This window comes from Psychrobacter proteolyticus (genome assembly GCF_039762275.1).
Taxonomy (GTDB): Bacteria; Pseudomonadota; Gammaproteobacteria; order Pseudomonadales; family Moraxellaceae; genus Psychrobacter; species Psychrobacter proteolyticus_C.
Window position 1 is genome coordinate 108,255 of record NZ_JBDLOB010000003.1, and the last position, 18,141, is coordinate 126,395.

At 41.5% G+C, this 18,141-nt stretch carries 10 protein-coding genes and 1 pseudogene; 7 read left to right on the forward strand and 4 right to left on the reverse strand.

Features of this window, described 5'->3' with window-relative positions; genetic code table 11:
• Positions 1 to 11: 11 nt before the first annotated feature.
• The 4 genes from ABFV72_RS06280 to ABFV72_RS06295 all read right to left on the reverse strand — a co-directional run bounded on the left by ABFV72_RS06280 (position 12) and on the right by ABFV72_RS06295 (position 5,463).
• Positions 12 to 782 carry a methionine ABC transporter ATP-binding protein gene (locus ABFV72_RS06280; protein ID WP_347162862.1) on the reverse strand — a complete coding sequence of 257 codons (771 nt, stop codon included), beginning with the start codon at positions 780 to 782 and terminating at the stop codon, positions 12 to 14.
• 256 nt (positions 783 to 1,038) lie between these two features.
• The gene (locus tag ABFV72_RS06285) at positions 1,039 to 3,168 is read right to left on the reverse strand and encodes a sensor histidine kinase (RefSeq protein ID WP_347162863.1); all 2,130 of its coding nucleotides are present in this window, start codon (positions 3,166 to 3,168) and stop codon (positions 1,039 to 1,041) included.
• An 82-nt stretch (positions 3,169 to 3,250) separates the two neighbouring features.
• The gene (locus tag ABFV72_RS06290; RefSeq protein WP_057761578.1) at positions 3,251 to 3,973 is read right to left on the reverse strand and encodes a response regulator transcription factor; all 723 of its coding nucleotides are present in this window, start codon (positions 3,971 to 3,973) and stop codon (positions 3,251 to 3,253) included.
• 260 nt (positions 3,974 to 4,233) lie between these two features.
• A complete protein-coding gene (locus ABFV72_RS06295) occupies positions 4,234 to 5,463 on the reverse strand; it encodes an efflux RND transporter periplasmic adaptor subunit (RefSeq protein ID WP_347162864.1) in 1,230 nt (409 codons plus the stop codon).
• A 686-nt stretch (positions 5,464 to 6,149) separates the two neighbouring features.
• Between ABFV72_RS06295 and pilG the strand changes: the two genes are divergently transcribed.
• From pilG to ABFV72_RS06330, 7 genes and pseudogenes are all read left to right on the forward strand, one after another.
• On the forward strand, positions 6,150 to 6,527 hold the full coding sequence (gene pilG, locus ABFV72_RS06300) for a twitching motility response regulator PilG (protein ID WP_102091826.1): 378 nt from the start codon (positions 6,150 to 6,152) through the stop codon (positions 6,525 to 6,527).
• 176 nt (positions 6,528 to 6,703) lie between these two features.
• Complete coding sequence (locus ABFV72_RS06305; protein ID WP_057761573.1) at positions 6,704 to 7,066, forward strand: response regulator; 363 nt, start codon at positions 6,704 to 6,706, stop codon at positions 7,064 to 7,066.
• A 3-nt stretch (positions 7,067 to 7,069) separates the two neighbouring features.
• Entirely contained in the window at positions 7,070 to 7,600 is a 531-nt protein-coding gene (locus tag ABFV72_RS06310) for a chemotaxis protein CheW (protein ID WP_160022438.1), read from the forward strand.
• A gap of 303 nt (positions 7,601 to 7,903) precedes the next feature.
• Positions 7,904 to 9,190: pseudogene (locus tag ABFV72_RS06315) on the forward strand (methyl-accepting chemotaxis protein); the annotation flags it as partial.
• Between the two features lie 185 nt (positions 9,191 to 9,375).
• Entirely contained in the window at positions 9,376 to 10,233 is an 858-nt protein-coding gene (locus tag ABFV72_RS06320; RefSeq protein WP_347162865.1) for a CheR family methyltransferase, read from the forward strand.
• A 30-nt stretch (positions 10,234 to 10,263) separates the two neighbouring features.
• Positions 10,264 to 17,139 (forward strand): Hpt domain-containing protein, encoded by a 6,876-nt coding sequence (locus ABFV72_RS06325; RefSeq protein WP_347162866.1) that lies wholly within the window; start codon positions 10,264 to 10,266, stop codon positions 17,137 to 17,139.
• Positions 17,129 to 18,124, forward strand: coding sequence for a chemotaxis protein CheB (locus ABFV72_RS06330; protein WP_347162867.1), 996 nt, complete (start codon positions 17,129 to 17,131; stop codon positions 18,122 to 18,124). Before ABFV72_RS06325 ends, ABFV72_RS06330 begins: the two co-directional genes overlap by 11 nt.
• Positions 18,125 to 18,141 lie beyond the last annotated feature (17 nt).

Here is an 18,141-nt window from a genome sequence, read left to right on the forward strand (position 1 = left end):
CTCCTGCCTCATTAGTCCTCGACGACTAGGCCTTTGCCAATCGGGGTGGTTGCTTGAATCAGACCGTCTCGCACATCCGCAACTTCTAATAGTTGTCCTTGATGCAATAAGGCTGCGCGATCACAAAGTCTACGAATAACACTCATCTCATGGGTCACGATGACGATAGTCACGCCAAGTTGCTCATTGATATCGCGCAGACAAGTCAGCAAACTACGGGTCGTTGCAGGGTCAAGCGCACTGGTTGGCTCATCGGCCAACAATACTTTTGGACTAGGGGCAATCGCGCGGGCAATACCCACACGCTGTTTTTGTCCGCCTGATAGCTGCGCAGGATAGTGACCAGCACGATCGGACAAATCAACAATCGCAAGACAATCCATGACGCGCTTATGAATGTCGCGACTTGGATAACCTGAGATTTTTAAGTTAAATGCCACGTTGTCAAAAACCGTTTGATTAGACATCAGATTAAACTGCTGAAAAATCATACCGATATTGTGACGGGCAATGCGCAGCTCACTGGCAGACAGCGTGGTTAGGTCAGTACCGTCTATCACGACTTGACCCGAATCTGGACGTTCAAGCATGTTGATTAGGCGCAATAAGGTAGATTTACCTGCACCTGAATAGCCCATTAGACCAAAGATTTCGCCTTGTTTGATAGTCAGAGATGTCGGCTCAACAGCGGTAAACCAATGTGGTTTGCCGTCTTTGTCTTTGATTGATCGGTCGCTTAAAAAACTTTTGGTCACATCGTTTAAGACAATCATGTCATTCATGGAGGGCTCAAAATTTAATAAATTTTTTAATGGTTAAAAACGCGTCATCAGGCCTCTTTCAATATGTAAGAAGCTTGTCAAAACGACAACAGTCAATAACCGTATAATAAGGGGCGGTAATATAGCATATTATCAGGCACTTTGGATATGCACATACGTGTCCGGCTTATGATTAATAGCTATTAAGAATAAGCAGTTAAAATGGCAAGTGTGAAGGTGACAGCGTGATAGCTGCCTATATAATGATGGGGATTGATTACTCGTGATAGTTGTAATGAGGGTCATGATGAATTGGGATGGTCACCAAAAATCTAGTATGACCATTTAGTGTATCTGTAATAATACGTCCTTGATGGGCGGTGACGATTTGTGAGACTAAGGATAACCCTAATCCAGAGCCTTTATTTTTTTGCTGTAAACGTACAAATGGGCTAAAGACTTCTTCTCGCTTGCCTTCAGGGATACCAGTGCCTTCGTCGATTACAGCCAGCACCGCATATTTCGGCAAAGGACGTTCGGGCTCAGTTTTGGCTTTTTTCATATGCTTAGCAAATAAGCCTTCTTTACGCACGACTGCGCCTGAGTTCTCATTGTTTGAGCTATTAGATTTGGCGTCATCTTTCGTATTATTTGAGCCGTTATTTTTAGTAGCGGTATCAATAATAGATTTATCTGATTTTTGAGCACTATTATCGACGAGAGTGCTAGCATTCGCGCTTTCTACATTGCTTATAGAGTTTGTTGATGCTACTTCAACCAAGCCAGCATTGTTAGTAGTATCAGTGTCGCTAGCAGGTTCAGTAGAATCTGGAACAGCCTTCCAAATAACTTTCTTAATTCTGTCAGTTAACTCACTGGTAAAGCTGTAATAGTCAGCAAGTAGCGATGATTCGCTAGTAGTAGGTTGGCGTTTGCTAGCACTGTCTATCAAGCTTTCATCTAAAAGGTCGTCATCAATACTGACTTCGTCATTGCTCTCGTTGTTCTCATTGCGAGCAGCTATATCTTCACCGTTTTTATAGATAGTCGGCGTTGGTAGCTCTACTATTGAGTCAGTTGTTTCTGATTTATTTTTGTCAACTGAACTAGTAGCTTCATGTTTAGCGGTTTGGTGTTCAATTATTTTGGCATCAGCGTTTTCTTCATAATCGTCGAAGTCTAAACTATTGTAATCGACAAAGCTGCTGCATAGCACTGTTTGTAATAGATAGTCAGGTACAGTTCCAGCTTCTTCTATGCTCTGAACACCGTATAGCAATACCGTAACAGGTGGCTTGCCATGTAGCATAGCGTTGGTAAGTAAGTTACGAATCAAATGAGTCAACATTGATGACTGACCATCTATCACGATGTGCTCACCAATGAGCGTGGCTTCAGGATAATGCTGACGCTCTTGATTTACCAAATCGTATAAATCGAGGTTTTCAACTTGCTGTAAAGCATGTCCCGCATCCAAACGGCTAACCAGTAATATGCTTTCTACTAAATCATTAAGACCTGACAAGTCTCTATTAATGGCTTGTGCCCGTTTATCGAACTTTGCTTTGGTATCAGTTGGCAGCGCACCAGCCAACATATCCATCATTTCAATCTGTAGACGAATACGTGTAATCGGTGTGCGTAGCTCATGAGAGGCATGTGCCAGTAGCAAATTATTGGCATCAATTAAGTGTTCAATTTTTTGTGCCGCTTGGTTGAATCCCCGTGCTAATGCAGCGATTTCATCGTTACCACGCGCATTCACTCGCACCGTAAAATCACCATCACCCAATTGAGTCATTTGTTGGCTCAACTGGTCAATACGCCATGTCATCGTCCGTGCAATCAACCATAGTACACCTGCCATAATGAGCAAGAGTAGTAGCGTACCAGTGAACAAGTTCAAGGCTGCAGAAAGGACAGGTTTTTTAGGCGTTAGACGTGATTCATACAGTAAGGTATAACCTGTACTGCTATACACTTGGGCTTGCTTGGTAGGTGATGTATCTGCAAGTGATGGAAAAACGCGTGAGAACAAAGACGGAGTAGGGGGAAGCTCTAGGGGTAGGTCACTGTTGTCAGTTTGCATGAGCAGTCGACCTTCACTGTCATACAATCCCATTTTTGCTTGCAGTGATTCGTCAAAAATATCAAAGCTTTTCTTAACGACAGCCAGCATAAAACGCGACTGCAAACGATTGTCTTTGCTGATAGAAATATTCAATTCATGCAAGAATGGATCGATCTGCCCCAGAATCTGTGTGGCTAATATCTCTGAGCGAATACCAGCGTCTTTGTCATGAACAAGTTGGGTCAACAGCACCATTGCCACAGCAAATAAAGTAAGTGCCAGCATAACGCTGGCAAATAGTTTGGCAAATACGGAACGAAAACCCAATTGCTGCATTAAACGATCTCTACTATTAAACGCTTCCGACTCATGGTATAGAGTTTACACCATGAGTCAGCTAATTAGGCATCCTTTATGATTACACCTGATCAGTGGCAAATTGATAGCCGACGCCGCGTACAGTAATAATACGCTTTGGCTGGCGTGGATTGTCTTCGATTAAAGCACGTAGACGCGAAATATGTACATCAATTGCACGGTCAATGTTGTCTGAGCTGTCATCATTTGGCATCGCTTGCCAGAGTTGCTCACGATTTAAGACCTTGCCAGAATGAGTGGCAAAGTAGTGTAACAACTGAAACTGATGCGTGGTTAGACGTACTGGTTGGTCATCGATAGTGACTTCATGACTATCAGGGAACACACTCAAACGGCCAAAGGTGAGGCTGTCTGATTGGCTATCGGCTTGATTTGGTTGCTCATGACGACGAATAACCGCACGAATACGAGCTAAAAGCTCACGTGGCTCAAAAGGCTTGGCGATATAATCGTCAGCACCCATCTCTAGCCCCAACACGCGATCGGTTGTATCGCCTTTTGCGGTCAGCATAATAATAGGTACTTTATTGGTCATATTATTCTTGTTGCCACGAATCTTTTGACATACTTGCATACCGTCCATATCAGGTAGCATAAGATCCAATACAACCAAGTCAATATCGCGCTCTTTAGTGTCTAATAAGTCGAGACCTTCTTGACCAAGACCAGCATGATGCACATCATAATAGTTCATGGTCAAATAATCGCTGATCAGCTCAGCTAAATCTGGATCGTCTTCAATCAATAAAATCTGCTTACTCATGGGGTGTCCTCTAATTGTTATTGTGATTTATAAAAAGTATAACGTTTCTGGTAATGATGAGCTGTTAGTAATGATGAATAGTTAAATTACTAAGCCTCTACGTTTTCAAATATATAGAATAGCGCATAATTAAATGTGAGTCGTATTTTAATACTCGGATAATGCTATATATAATAGGGTCATATTGCCTAATTATGCTGTTACAAAACAAGAGAAGCTTTGTTAATGTTTCTACGCAATGTAACTGTCAGCATAAGCTATTATGACACAATGACTTTTTTACCTTTAGAATCAACAGGTAAGTCAGCCAAACAAATTAAGCTATCATTGCTCACACCTGCTATCAAATACTGCTGCGTAGTAGGATCGTATTCAACTACCTCAATAGGTTGACGCGTTAAACGCTGATCTTGTCCGATTATCCAAACATTTGCAGTCAATGGTTGTAGCGGCATATAAGGAGGATTTTGCAACTCTGTCAGGTCGACATCATGTAGCGCGTGCTTAGGTACAATAGTCCCGACATCTATTTGACCATAATTGACGCGCCCTGTAACTTTCATATTTGGTAATAACTTATCTCGACTAACCTCGTTGTCGATGACATTAACATAGACCAAGAGCTTTTTGGGTTGACTGGTCGATACCAGTTTGCTGACCTGTCCCGTAAATTTGTCTGAGATACCTTCGGCGGTAAAATTGACCGTTTGCCCAACTGAGAGCTGTGGTTTGGCTTGTATAGGCAGGGTAGCCATAAAGTGCAGTTTGGTCTCGTCACTGATCTGTAGTAGAGGTTCGCGCGCCGCTAACTGTTGTCCTGCATTAGCAGATAAGCTTTCTACTCGACCCGAAAAGCTGGCATGAATGGTAATCGAATTATACGGTGCATCTTGTTTAGCAGTATTAATGTCTGCATCCTGACTAGTAGAGGTGTTGCTATCAGTATTTATCGCAGATTTTGCTTCTAATGTTTTATCACTCTCACTATCAGTTTTTCTTACAACAGCGATATCTGCGTCTGGCGCAGCTTGTGCGGAATTAGCACCAGAATTCTGCGCGTCTTCTGGATTGGTTTTATTAACATCGTTTGATTCTACATTATCTTGTTCAGGCTTTTTCAAACCTTCAGCTTTGCTAGCAGTACCTACACGCCTAAATACGAGCAATGGCGTGCCTTTTTCTACCCATTGACCTTCACTGACCAGTGTCTCTTCTATACGAATCGGATGTACCGCAACAAATGTGGTCTGCTTGATAGGTTCGATATTACCTTGTAATCCGAGACTCGGCTGATACCTTGAAGGTTTGATACTCAAGATATGTTCAGGTGTCATTGTGACACTGTCGCTTGTGATGATAAGTGGCGTGTCAGCAGTCTCTGCTTCAGTATCAGTAATGGCCGATTCATTTATAGGTGACGGCTGACAAGCAGCGATAAATAGCACGCTGAATAAATAAAGGCTTTTTCTTAAATGTTTAGAAGCTGTCATAGCAGTCACCATTGTAATCGTCATATTATTATATAGTGAATTGTAACGCGGTGGAACGACTGTAAAATATTTACTAAGCTTAAGAAAGTTGATAACTCAGTATTGAGAAGAGTTGAAGTTATACCTTTAATAAATAAGAACAGCTATTTGTGCTACTAATGAGTTCGAACATAATTTTGCTAATTACTGGAAAAGCAATAATAACTGTGCTAAAACAAACACTATAAAATATACTGATACATTTTTATTACAAATGAAAATTATTCAGTAATATCATCGCCAGTTATATACAATACAAAATTATAACAACGATGCCTTTTCTTCAGGTTCTAATTTATTTATATGTCAAAAAACGGATTTATAGTTAATTGGAATCATTGTTATATTTGAATTTTTTATTAGATATTCGCAGAGTAAGTTAACTTATCCAAGGCACTCAAATAACCCTGGATTTTGTAAGATTAATAATAATAAAGTGCGTATAGTACGCTATATTGATACCGAGATTAGTCAGTAGGCATCAATCGTAGAAGATTCGCTGTTATAACAAATTTCAACGCAGACAATGCAAACGTAGGTACTTATATCGATCTGACAAGAGATGATATAAAAGTTTAAAATAGCTAAGCAAATTTTGTATTGTTAGATAGCGTTACGAACAAATAGTCGTTTACAGGACAATGAGAATGGAAAATAATTTTGAAGGTTTAAAAGTAATGGTAATTGATGATTCAAAAACCATTCGCCGTACTGCAGAAACTTTATTACAAAAAGCGGGCTGTGAAGTAGTGACCGCTATCGATGGTTTTGATGCGTTAGCAAAGATTGTAGATAACAATCCAGATATTATTTTTGTCGACATTATGATGCCGCGTCTAGATGGATATCAGACTTGTGCGCTGATAAAAAATAACCCTGATTATGCTGATAAACCGGTAATCATGTTGTCATCTAAAGATGGTCTATTTGATAAGGCACGTGGTCGTATTGTGGGTTCTGATGAGTATCTGACTAAGCCATTTAGTAAAGATGAGCTTTTTGATGCCATTAATCAGTACCGTTAATCGAATAAATATAGACTTGAAAGGAGTGATTGATATTATCGCTCCAGATTATTCAATACTGAATAACTATGATTAAAGAATGGCTACCAGTAGATTTAGTACCATTTTTGATCATTTTATCTGAACCATATATCAATATATCTTCATAGATATTTTAGAACTTAAAGGAACCTCCTATGACTACCGTTTTAGTCATTGACGACTCGCCATCAGAAATGGCGAAATTTCGCGATATGCTTGCCAAAAACAACTTCCAAGTGTTGGAAGCGACCAATGGTGAGCAGGGTTGCCAGATGGCAGCTGAACATTTGCCAGATGTGATTTTGATGGATGTGGTCATGCCTGAAATGAATGGTTTTCAGGCCACACGCAAGATTACCCGCGGTAAAACCACTGCTCATATCCCTGTCATCATGATTAGTACCAAAAACCAAGAGACAGATAGAGTTTGGGGCAAGCGTCAAGGCGCTAAAGAATATATGAACAAACCAGTTGATGAAAGTGGATTGGTCAATATGATTCGCAAAGTGATGGAGTAACTTGTGGCTTCTAGAGGATTTATTGAGCTTCTGCGTTTAGCAGATTTGGCACGCGCGCGCAAAAGCGGTCGCCGCGGTGGCCAAGAGTTTGATTGGCAAGGTGTGGTATTTGAAATTGGTGGGCAGCGCTTAGTTGCCCCTATGGGTCAGGTATCAGAGGTATTATCTATGCCAGAATATACTAGCCTACCTCTAGTAAAGCCATGGATGCTAGGTATTGCCAACATTCGTGGGCGACTATTACCTTTAACGGATTTGTCGCATTTTTTGCAAGTCCCTAGTCGCTTGACACAAATGAGCCAACGAAAAGTTATCGTCATTGATTATGACAATAACTTTTCAGGGCTGCTGGTGGATCAAGTACTTGGTATCGAACAGTTCACACAAGAACAGTATCGTCCAGAAGCCATCGATCCAGAGTCGCCATTTGCGCCTTATAACCATGGCAAGTTTTTCAAAAATGACCAAGACTGGTATGTATTTATGCCAAGTTTGCTCGCACAGGATCCTCAGTATTCAGATGCTGCGATATAGCTATTAACTATAAAATACCTGTCTATCAAGTAACGATAGAAGAATAGCGACTGACATAATAGGGTTCGATGTCAGCATTTATACAGGCTTTGCTAATCATTGTTTAGATAACAATACGATTGTCAAAGTCAGCCACAATTAGACTTTGATGACTGTTTGAAAGGAAGACGCAAGATGAGTGATGTGATAAAAAAACCTGTAGCTGGTATGGCCAAAACATCAACAGATGGCAAAGACGCTGATAGTACTTGGAAGCTATTGTTAGGATTTTTTGTTCTATTAAGTTTGGCTTGTCTGATTTGGCTAGTTAACTCGCTATCATCGGTAAGTCAGTATTTCGATAGTTTCAATCAATCCGTTATCTTGCCAGCGGCTGTATTTGCAATCGGCGCATTAGGGATTCTGTTTGCTTTGTACCAGCTACTGAAAAACCGTGGTGGGTCAGAGCGATCGCTTATTGAAAAAGAAACCTTGCGTCGTCGTCAAGAAGCAGAAGCTGAGTCTGAACGAGCGCGTCAAATTCAAGAAGAAAACGAACGTAACCAGATCGCTATTTTACGTCTACTTGATGAGTTGGGTGATTTGGCAGAAGGTGATTTGACAGTCAATGCGACTGTATCAGAAGACTTTACAGGGGCGATTGCTGATTCAGTCAACTTTGCAATTGACCAATTACGACAGTTGGTACTGGTTATTAACAGCACTGCTGACCGAGTCTCACAGTCTTCAGATCAAACGCAGATGAATGCTGTTGAACTGGCCGAAGCTTCTGAACACCAAGCACAAGAAATTGCTGGTGTATCAGCCGCTATTAATGAGATGACTGTCTCAATTGATCAGGTTTCAAACAACGCTGCAGAATCTGCAACGGTTGCCCAGCGTTCAGTTGCTATTTCTCACAATGGAGCAGAAGTTGTACAACGCTCTATTGAGGGTATGAACGTTATTCGTGATCAGATTCAAGAAACGTCAAAACGTATTAAGCGTCTTGGTGAGTCTTCGCAAGAGATTGGTGATATCGTTGGACTAATTAACGATATTGCTGACCAGACTAACGTTTTGGCATTGAACGCCGCTATTCAGGCATCGATGGCAGGGGAAGCGGGCCGAGGCTTCGCGGTTGTTGCTGATGAGGTACAGCGTCTGGCTGAGCGTTCAGCTAATGCTACTAAGCAGATTGAAACATTGGTAAAAACCATTCAGGCCGATACCAACGAAGCGGTTATGTCAATGGAATCGACAACTTCTGAAGTTGTACGCGGCGCACGCTTAGCGAAAGATGCGGGTGAAGCACTAGAAGAAGTACAGAGCGTTTCTAACACCTTGGCTGACTTGATTCAAAACATCTCAAATGCTGCATTACAACAGGCTGAGTCTGCGGGTCATATTTCTCACACCATGAACATTATTCAAGATATTACCTCGCAAACGTCTTCTGGAACGATGGCAACAGCCCGTTCTATTGGTGAGCTAAGTGAAATGGCAGCAGCACTACAGGAATCGGTAACAGGATTTAAAGTATCGAACGACGACGAGCTAGTAGATTATGAAGTGTTGGATACGGAAGGCGCATTGAAAGAAAGCGTTTAGTGATTAGTTATTCTCTTAGAGCGAGATTGATAGCATTTTATTTTTCTGCATATTGAAAAAAGTTGCTGCTGTAAGAGGGATAGAAAGAAGTCGTAATTATAGTAGATGATTTGTCTGGCATAGATGGTGTTAATTAGCTAAACCATCTACTTAATACAGTTGATCTGACATTGGGTAATACTTTGATGAAAGTCGACAGTTTGGATGTGCAGCGATGGCAGAAGTACATAGAGCAAGAGACTGGATTTGTGCTGCCAGACATACAGCTACAGTGGCTGGCCAATGCAATCGACTGCACTGCGATGTCGAACGGATTGAGCGTTCAACAATTATGGTATCAACTATCGAAAAGCGATGAGTTGCGTCAGCAGTTGCTAGATAAAGTACTCATTCATGAGAGTCGCTTCTTTCGACATAGACCCTCTATCGACTTTGTCACAGAGTATGCATTGCAGCATCATAAAGCTGACAACATTGATAGTTTATTTCGTGTTTGGAGTGTTGGCTGCGCAAGTGGACAAGAAGCTTGGTCACTGGCCATGAGCTTGGCCGCACAGCGATGTCAAGACTATGTCATATTAGGGACAGACATCAGCGAAGAGGCTATTAAAAGCGCACGGTTGGGGCAATATGATCACAGGCAGCAAACTTTAATCCCGCAATCGTGTCAGCCGTTTGTTCAGCCGCTGCCATCTAAAAGTACATTAAACAGATCGAAGCCTAGCACAACAGAAGCGGCTAATAGTATGCAGGAAAATTGGCAGGTAGCACCTGTATTGCAGCCATATGTCAATTTTTCTGTACACAATATTATTGAACAAAAACCACCCACAACGCATCTTCAGAATGTGATTATTTGCCAAAACATGCTGCTATATTTTCGTAAATTTGATCAGCGTGATATTTTGGCACGGTTATCAGAGCAGTGCGCGTTAGAGGGATATATTATATTGGCTCCAGGTGAGGCGTTGTTCTGGCGTCCTTCAAATATGCGCCGCATTGCGCACCCACAGGTTAATGTGTGGCAAAAAATTAGTGCCTAAATTAGTGCATAGACGAGTTAGGATAAACCTATGAAAAACCAGCCCAATGACATAGTGACATTTCAGTGGTTGCTACCATTATTCAATCAGCAGTTAACACAGATATCTGACGGTTGGCAATTAGGTGAATCTAGCATCGACCATGAGCAACTGACATCAAGTTATCATCAGGTTAGTGGTGCGCTCATCATACTTAAACTACCTTTACTAGCAAATGTTGCTGGCAAGTTGAGTCAACTCGCAGGATTACAAAGTTGTGACGATTTTTCTATTAAAGAGCGCCGTATAGGTCAGTTCTCTCATCGATTATTACAACGAGAGATTAATCAGTATGCGCGTACAGGAATCTATCATAGAGGTCTAATAAGTAGAGCAATTGATGAGCTGACCCAAGCTTTGTCTCAACGAGATATAGAAACTGACATTCTTGTAAATGTTAGTGACGTTCAGCATGAATACGCAAACGATCATGCGAATAACGAAAATATTATCAATAATATTGAAGCCGCCCTACCTACAGAACAAGCTACTGCTAGCTTGACAAGTGAACAGTGTCAGCAGTTGCTACTCGTATGGCGTCAGCAAGTACAAGCATTACTAATCACTAATACAAATCAGTCATCAGCACTCAGTATATTAGAAAAAGCTAGCCAGTATCTTAGGCAGACTACACGAGATAGTGGTTTACAAAGACTATGGTGTTTGACTGAGTTATTGCTAAGTGATCTGGCTCATAATGAGACGCCACTTCCTGAGCGTTATGCTCCATTATTAGGTCAGCTTGATCAAGTTATAGAATCTTGTGCCCAATCAAATGAAGTACCTTCAACTCTAGTTGTAAGATTGACCACCGCAATCTATGTCGAATTGAGTTATCTAGCGCACAGTAGCAAACGTACCCAGTCTATTTTGGACAAAGTATCTCAAAGCACTACGACAGCGTCTCGTTTTTTACCGCAATTATTAACTCAGCTTGATGCGCTTATTTTCAAGCTGGATGAGCCAGATAGCTTGATAGCTCCTCTACAACATATCAAAGAGCAGCTCAAAAACCGAGGCTGGACTCACTATGTGTCTCAGGTGGAATCAATCCTTGCAGATTTGAAACAGTCTCTTGTATCAGAAACAAGTTTTGCGCAAGAGCAATGGCAAATTGAACGCAAGCTGCAAGAGTTATATAACGCTATTTATAGTACTGAGCAAACTATTTCTCTTAAGATTGGTGATGCGACCTCTTTCGCTACTTTGCCTGAAGTGATAAATAGTAACGAGACAGAATTAATAAGTAAACATGACTCTATTCCTACCGATGATAGCCTACGTGAGCTTCGAATTGCAGTAGAAGAGATAAAGCAAAATTTCAATGACTATATACAACATCAAGATATTGAGTTATTACCAGCGTCTACTGAGTTTACCAGTATTGGTCAAGCCTTTGACGACATGGAGTTGCCAGAAATTCGTCATACTATGGATGATATCGGTAGTCTATTTGCACAGTTAACTGCTCGTAATATTACTACCCCGAGCTGGAGTTTGGTGCAGGCGTTGGCTGAGAGCTTAACCTCTATTGAGCTATTACTTGATTATCTTGCACAGCAGGTTTTCGATCAGCAGTTGCTTACTTTAGCAAACGAACATACAGCTAGAGCAACACAGCTTCTTGATACTGATATCGTTTCACCAGAAACGCTTCACGAGACTGTATTTGCTCAAGAGTCAGCTGCGACGAATGTTGTACGTTACGATGATAGTGGCGAAATTAGCCCTGTTATCAATATAGGCGATGCAAATGTAGTTGAACAAGATAGTGTGAGTCTGTCCAACAATACTGAAAGTGATGCACTAAAGCAGGCTCGTGAACACGTGAAGCCTGATAATTTTGAAATAGATGAAGATGTCCACGATATTTTTATTGAAGAAGTGACTGAAATTATTACTGATCTTGAAGATTTCCTTCCTATCTGGGCGCAAGACTCACAAGACCTAACACCATTGACCGAAGTGCGTAGAGGTTTTCACACTCTAAAAGGCTCAGGTCGTATGGTTGGTGCCTTTAGTATCAGCGAGATAGCATGGTCAATCGAAAACCTACTCAATCGTTTATTAGATAAAACATTGCCAGTAACAGATGATGTTGTAAATCTAGTGGTTGATACCACAAAAATTCTACCATCATTGGTAGCAGATTTTTCAGCGCAGCGCCTACCAAGCTTTGATCCTGCTATTACTATTTTACAAAGTAGTAATCTTATGAGTCAGCAGCCTGTGAACACTGGACTGACACTAGTTAAACTTGCTCCTAAAGAGCTTATGTCAGATGATATAGAATTAGAAAAATCGCTACTAGAAATTGATGATGCTGATAACGATTCTAATAACGATAGTACCGAGTTGGTTACTGACTCGAATAACAAGGTAGTGAATATCAACAAATATCTATCTACATTGGATATTCCAGATAGTCTTGCACCTTTTATTAAAGAGGCTAATCAACTACCAGCGGATGCCGACGATGCAGATCCTGATATCAAAGAGATATTTATAGAAGAGGCCAATGAAGTATTGGTAGAAATTGTGCCGTTGTATGAAAGTTGGCGGAAAAATTCGACCGATCTAAAGGAATTAAAAGATATTCGCCGTGGTTTCCATACCTTAAAAGGTTCGGGCCGCATGGTAGGCGCTAACTATACAGCGGAATTGGCATGGTCTATAGAAAACATGCTTAACCGTGTTTTAGACAACAGTGTCGCTATCTCAGCTGATATGTGTCAGTTAATTACAGATGTACTGGCAGCTTATCCTGATATGCTCATAGCATTTGAACAGGGTACTCAAGATTATCCAGCTGTAGTACCAGTGTGGATTGCGTGTGCTGATGCATATAGCAAACAGCAGGGTAATGAGTTTAGCTATTCTGCGTTGTTTGCACAGTCAGTAAGTAGTTCTATAGATAAGATGGAAGAAACAACGCCATGGTCTGATACGACTGAGACTGGCAATGCTTATGATGACAACAGTAATGAAGCAATAGACTCTACCTTACAGACCTTTCATTCGGTCAATGAAAAAATGGCAGAGGCAGCGGTTGTCCTTACTCCTCAAACTGAGGAAGAAAAAGCATTTTGTAAGATCTTTATTGATGAAGCAGAAGAGCTGCTTGATTGTATCGAACAGTTTGTCAAAGACAATAGAGAACAGCATCATATAGAAATCACAGATGAAATCGTACGCGCATTTCATACTTTGCGCGGCGCTTCGGGTTCTAGTGCTTTAGCCGCTATCAGCGAAGTCAGTGCGACCATCGAGCATAGCTTGGAGTCATTACAACAACAAGATATAGGCATGAATGCTCAGCACTTAGCAGCATTGGCCCAGTCAGTCACATTAATAGAGGGTTATCTAAATAACTATAAGCAAAATATAGAGCAGCACGATGTATCAACAGAGGACGATGGTTCGCAGAGTCAGCATGATATAGCGTCATTGCAGGCCATGCTTGATGAGCAATATGCGGCTAATGACACTACGGTCATGACCAATAAGAAACCGACAATAGAAGAGTTATTAGACAGTAATATTGATACGTTGCTCGATGCTGAGTGGGAATTAGATGATGCGTTAAATCATACTAATATAGAGCATATTCAAGACTATATAGAGCAGCAAGTTTCACAAATAGCTTCTCTTATGGAAAAAGCGCAAGCATTTCCGAAATTTGTCACAATTTTAGATGAGCTGGGTAATGCGTATCGTTATTTGAGTAATCATATCGATAAAGCACAAAATCCAGACATTCAAGCAATATTGCATGCAGGTCACGCTCAGCTGATAGGCTTGTTTGATGCCTTAGCTGGAAGTACCTCCTTAAAAATAGATAAACAAGTCATTGATGATCTACAGAGTATTTATCAAGAAAAGGATGAGAACGAGGACGTTGGCTTCACCGTTAGAGCCGTTCCAGCACCTGAGCTACAGTTTGAGACTATTGATACTGATATCGAGCTATTAGAAATATTTTTAGAAGAAGCACAAGAGCTTGATACTGCACTAGATGAAAGCTTCAATAAATGGCGTGCTGATATCACCAATATCAATGCGCTGAAAGTTCTACAGCGTCATTTGCACACGATTAAAGGCGGTGCACGGATGGCTGGTATCCGTAGTATTGGCGATTTAACCCATGAAGCAGAAAGTGTCTATGAGTCGTTTGTAGAGAGCCGAAGAGCGCCAACCGCGCAGTGGCTTGAAATCATGCAAATGGTGCAAGACACGATGTCACTGCAAGTGATGCATATTGTGAGTCATAAGAAATCTTTCTTTACTCCAGAGCTGATTGAACAGTTGCGCCAGCTTGAAAAAGCAAAAACGTTACCAGAGGTAGTCGATCTAGTCATACCAGTACCAAAAAATCATTTTGCACCTACAGAGCGTAGCATTGCTGCCAATGTTGTTGACAATGATAATGAGGCATTGAGCCCCCTAAGTCTGGATAGCATGATTAAACAATCATGGGCTAACGGACTCCCTGATCCTGATATATTAGCAGTGTTTTTGGAAGAGGCAGAAGAGCTTACCAATCGTAATAAGTATCTGCACTTGTTCTTAAAAGACACGGGTAATACCACAGCGTTACAAGCGCTCCAGCGTGACTTGCATACCATAAAGGGTGGCGCACGCATGGTCACTGCCTCTGGTATTGCTGACTTAGCTCACGAAATGGAATCAGTCTATACGGATTTTGTCAGTAATCGACGTCCAGCCACCAAAAAAGTATTAGAATTATTGGTTGCAAGTCATGACTGGCTAGCTGATGCAGTATTTATTCTTCAACAACATGTTAACCCACCAACGCCTACGTTGTTGATTGAAGCATTGGAGCAGTTTGGTAGAAACCCTGATAGCCTAAAAACGATACCTAAAGAGTCTCTACAAGCCCAGCGTGAAGCAATCTTGATTGCCAAAGAAAACCAAGATTCGCAGTATCTTGCAAAAGATATCAGTGAAATGCCGTCTATGCTTAGAGATACTCACGAGGAAGATCAGAGCGCTAGTAACAATGAGATGATTCGTATCTCAGGTGGTTTGATTGAGCACATGATTAATCTATCTGGTGAGTCAGCGATTAACCGTGCTCGTATCGATATGGGTATCAGTAGTTTAACAAACAGTATTGAAGAGATGGGTACGACAGTACAACGCTTGGCAGATCAGCTACGTCGTATGGAGATCGAGCTAGAAGCACAGATTTTGTCTCAGATAGATGAGGAGCTCATCGATAATGAAGACTTTGACCCTCTAGAGATGGATCAATATTCATCTTTGAATCAGCTGTCTAAATCTTTAACAGAGTCGGCCTCAGATTTGGTTGATATTAACCATACATTATTAGAAAAAACCCGTGATAGTGAAAGCCTACTGCTACAGTTGTCTCGTACCCAGACTGAACTGCAAGACGGTTTGATGAATTCGCGTATGGTGCCATTTACGCGCTTGACACCACGTCTTGAACGTATCGTACGTCAAACAGCTAACGAGCTTAATAAGTCTGTTGAACTGACCATTGTTAATGCTGATGACGAGATGGATAGAACCATCCTAGAGCGCATTACGTCGCCGCTTGAGCATATGTTGCGTAATGCTGTCGATCATGGTATTGAAACCACTTCAACCCGTCTAAAATCAGGCAAAGAGCGTAGCGGCCGTATTACTCTTGAGGTACATCGTGAAGGTAGTGAAATCGTCATTCAATTAACAGATGATGGGCGAGGCATTGATGTTGAAGCAGTACGTAGTAAAGCCATCTCTCAGGGTCTAATTGATGCAGACGATAATAGTCTGTCAGACCTTGATATTATGCAATATATTTTCAACGCTGGATTGAGTACGAGTAAGCAAGTGACTCAGATTTCTGGACGCGGCGTTGGTATGGACGTTGTTATTAGTGAAATTCGTCAACTAGGTGGCTCAGTATCCGTCGTTTCAGAGTTGGGTAAAGGCTCAAGTTTCACAATGCGCCTACCATTGACGGTAGCCGTGTCTGACGCGTTGGTTGTTCGTGCTGCAGATCGCTACTATGCAATTCCATTGGTACAGATTGAGCGCGTGGTTCGAGTGAATCCAGAGAAGCTCTATGACTACTATCAATCAAATGATGCCACATTGAATTTTGAAGACACTGAATATCGAGTACGTTATCTAAATGAAATTTTATCAGGCAATAAGTTGAATGAGTTGGTCGTAAATACCAATACCAGCTTACCGCTTATCATTATTAAAAACCGTACCGGACAGAATATTGCTTTGCAAGTGGATCAGATTGCAGGTTCGCGCATAGAAGTTGTTGTCAAACCTTTAGGCCAACAATTATCAAATATTCCAGGGGTTTCAGCTGCTACTATCATGGGTGATGGCTCGGTCATGCTCATCTTAGATCTGATTGCTCTTATGCGCAATGCGCAATTGGTCAAGAATATTACGAAAGCTGCTGATGCTAAAAGAGGACGTATAGAATCTAAATCTACCATTTTAGTCGTCGATGACTCAGTGACAGTGCGTAAAGTAACCTCACGTTTCTTAGAGCGCCAAGGGTTCAATGTGGCAGTCGCTAAAGATGGTGTTGACGCAATTGAAATATTGCAAGATATGACACCAGATATGATATTGCTTGATATCGAAATGCCTCGTATGGATGGCTTCGAGGTCGCCACTCAAGTCCGACATAATAGTCGTCTAAAGCAAATTCCGATTATTATGATAACGTCACGTACTGGTGAAAAGCATCGTGAGCGTGCCTTGGAGATTGGTGTGAATGACTATATGGGTAAACCATTCCAAGAAAAAGAGCTGCTTGATAAAATGCAAAAATTACTAGGTGAAGGGGTCAGCCTGACTAATGAAGGATAATGCACGTGTTTTAGCGCTGCGAAAAAAAAATAGAAACGATATTAAAGTGATGGTGGTGGCAGAAGACCACCGCCAGCGCATGGCTTTTTCAGATACGGTACGTGGTTTTGGCTTTACGCTGGTCGGCTGTGTATCACGAGCACAGTGGCAGGAAACAGGTGAGCTTTCTAACTCAGCTATCGATATTTGGCTGATAGACAGTGATTATGATGACAGTGTGGCAATAGCGACGGTGGCATCCAAACCAGCAGCAGTACTGGTAGGCTTCAGTCAGGCTCCGTACCTAAACGAATCCCAAGAATATGCAAAATGGCAGCGTAAGTTGAAGCGTAAATTTGCCCAATTGCTTGACTTGCCAACACTGGTAGATGCCCCAGCTTACAAGAGTACCGCTACTGACTGGCATTATGTTGTATTTTTAGGTGCTTCTATGGGTGGCCCTAGTGCAGTTAAAGAGTTTTTAGATAACGTACCAGCCACACTACCAATCTGTATTTTATTGGCGCATCATTTCAATCAGGCCATGATTGGTACGTTGCCCCGCATACTTAATCGCCATAATGACTGGCGCTGTAAGATTATCGCTTCTTCACAGCGATTACGAGCAGGAGAGTGTCTGATAGTACCTATTGATAAGCAGGTTGTCTGCGATTCAACAGGTCGCGTGATACTATTGGATCAAGATTGGCATGGTGAATATAAGCCTGCAATCGGGCAGCTGCTCAAAAATACCAGCGATGTCTATGGTAGCGAGCTTATTAATATTATATTTTCAGGTATGGGTAATGATGGCTCTCAGTATCTAGACTTAATCCAAGACAATAACAGTCAATTATGGGCACAAGATCCGAGCTTGAGTGCATGTCCAAGTCAACCTCAGGCTATCATTGACTCAGGGTATTGCAACTTTATTGGCAGCCCTACCGATTTAGCAAAAAAACTAACCGATTACATTGGTGAAAGGGCAGCTAGCCGTTCACATTAACTTATTGCGAGTGACGT

Bases quoted from the DNA above. Each gene is read 5' to 3' on its own strand.
- ABFV72_RS06280 (WP_347162862.1), bottom strand. From the start codon at position 782: ATGAATGACATGATTGTCTTAAACGATGTGACCAAAAGTTTTTTAAGC.
- ABFV72_RS06285 (WP_347162863.1), bottom strand. From the start codon at position 3,168: ATGCAGCAATTGGGTTTTCGTTCCGTATTTGCCAAACTATTTGCCAGC.
- ABFV72_RS06290 (WP_057761578.1), bottom strand. From the start codon at position 3,973: ATGAGTAAGCAGATTTTATTGATTGAAGACGATCCAGATTTAGCTGAG.
- ABFV72_RS06295 (WP_347162864.1), bottom strand. From the start codon at position 5,463: ATGACAGCTTCTAAACATTTAAGAAAAAGCCTTTATTTATTCAGCGTG.
- pilG (WP_102091826.1), top strand. From the start codon at position 6,150: ATGGAAAATAATTTTGAAGGTTTAAAAGTAATGGTAATTGATGATTCA.
- ABFV72_RS06305 (WP_057761573.1), top strand. From the start codon at position 6,704: ATGACTACCGTTTTAGTCATTGACGACTCGCCATCAGAAATGGCGAAA.
- ABFV72_RS06320 (WP_347162865.1), top strand. From the start codon at position 9,376: ATGAAAGTCGACAGTTTGGATGTGCAGCGATGGCAGAAGTACATAGAG.
- ABFV72_RS06325 (WP_347162866.1), top strand. From the start codon at position 10,264: ATGAAAAACCAGCCCAATGACATAGTGACATTTCAGTGGTTGCTACCA.
- ABFV72_RS06330 (WP_347162867.1), top strand. From the start codon at position 17,129: ATGAAGGATAATGCACGTGTTTTAGCGCTGCGAAAAAAAAATAGAAAC.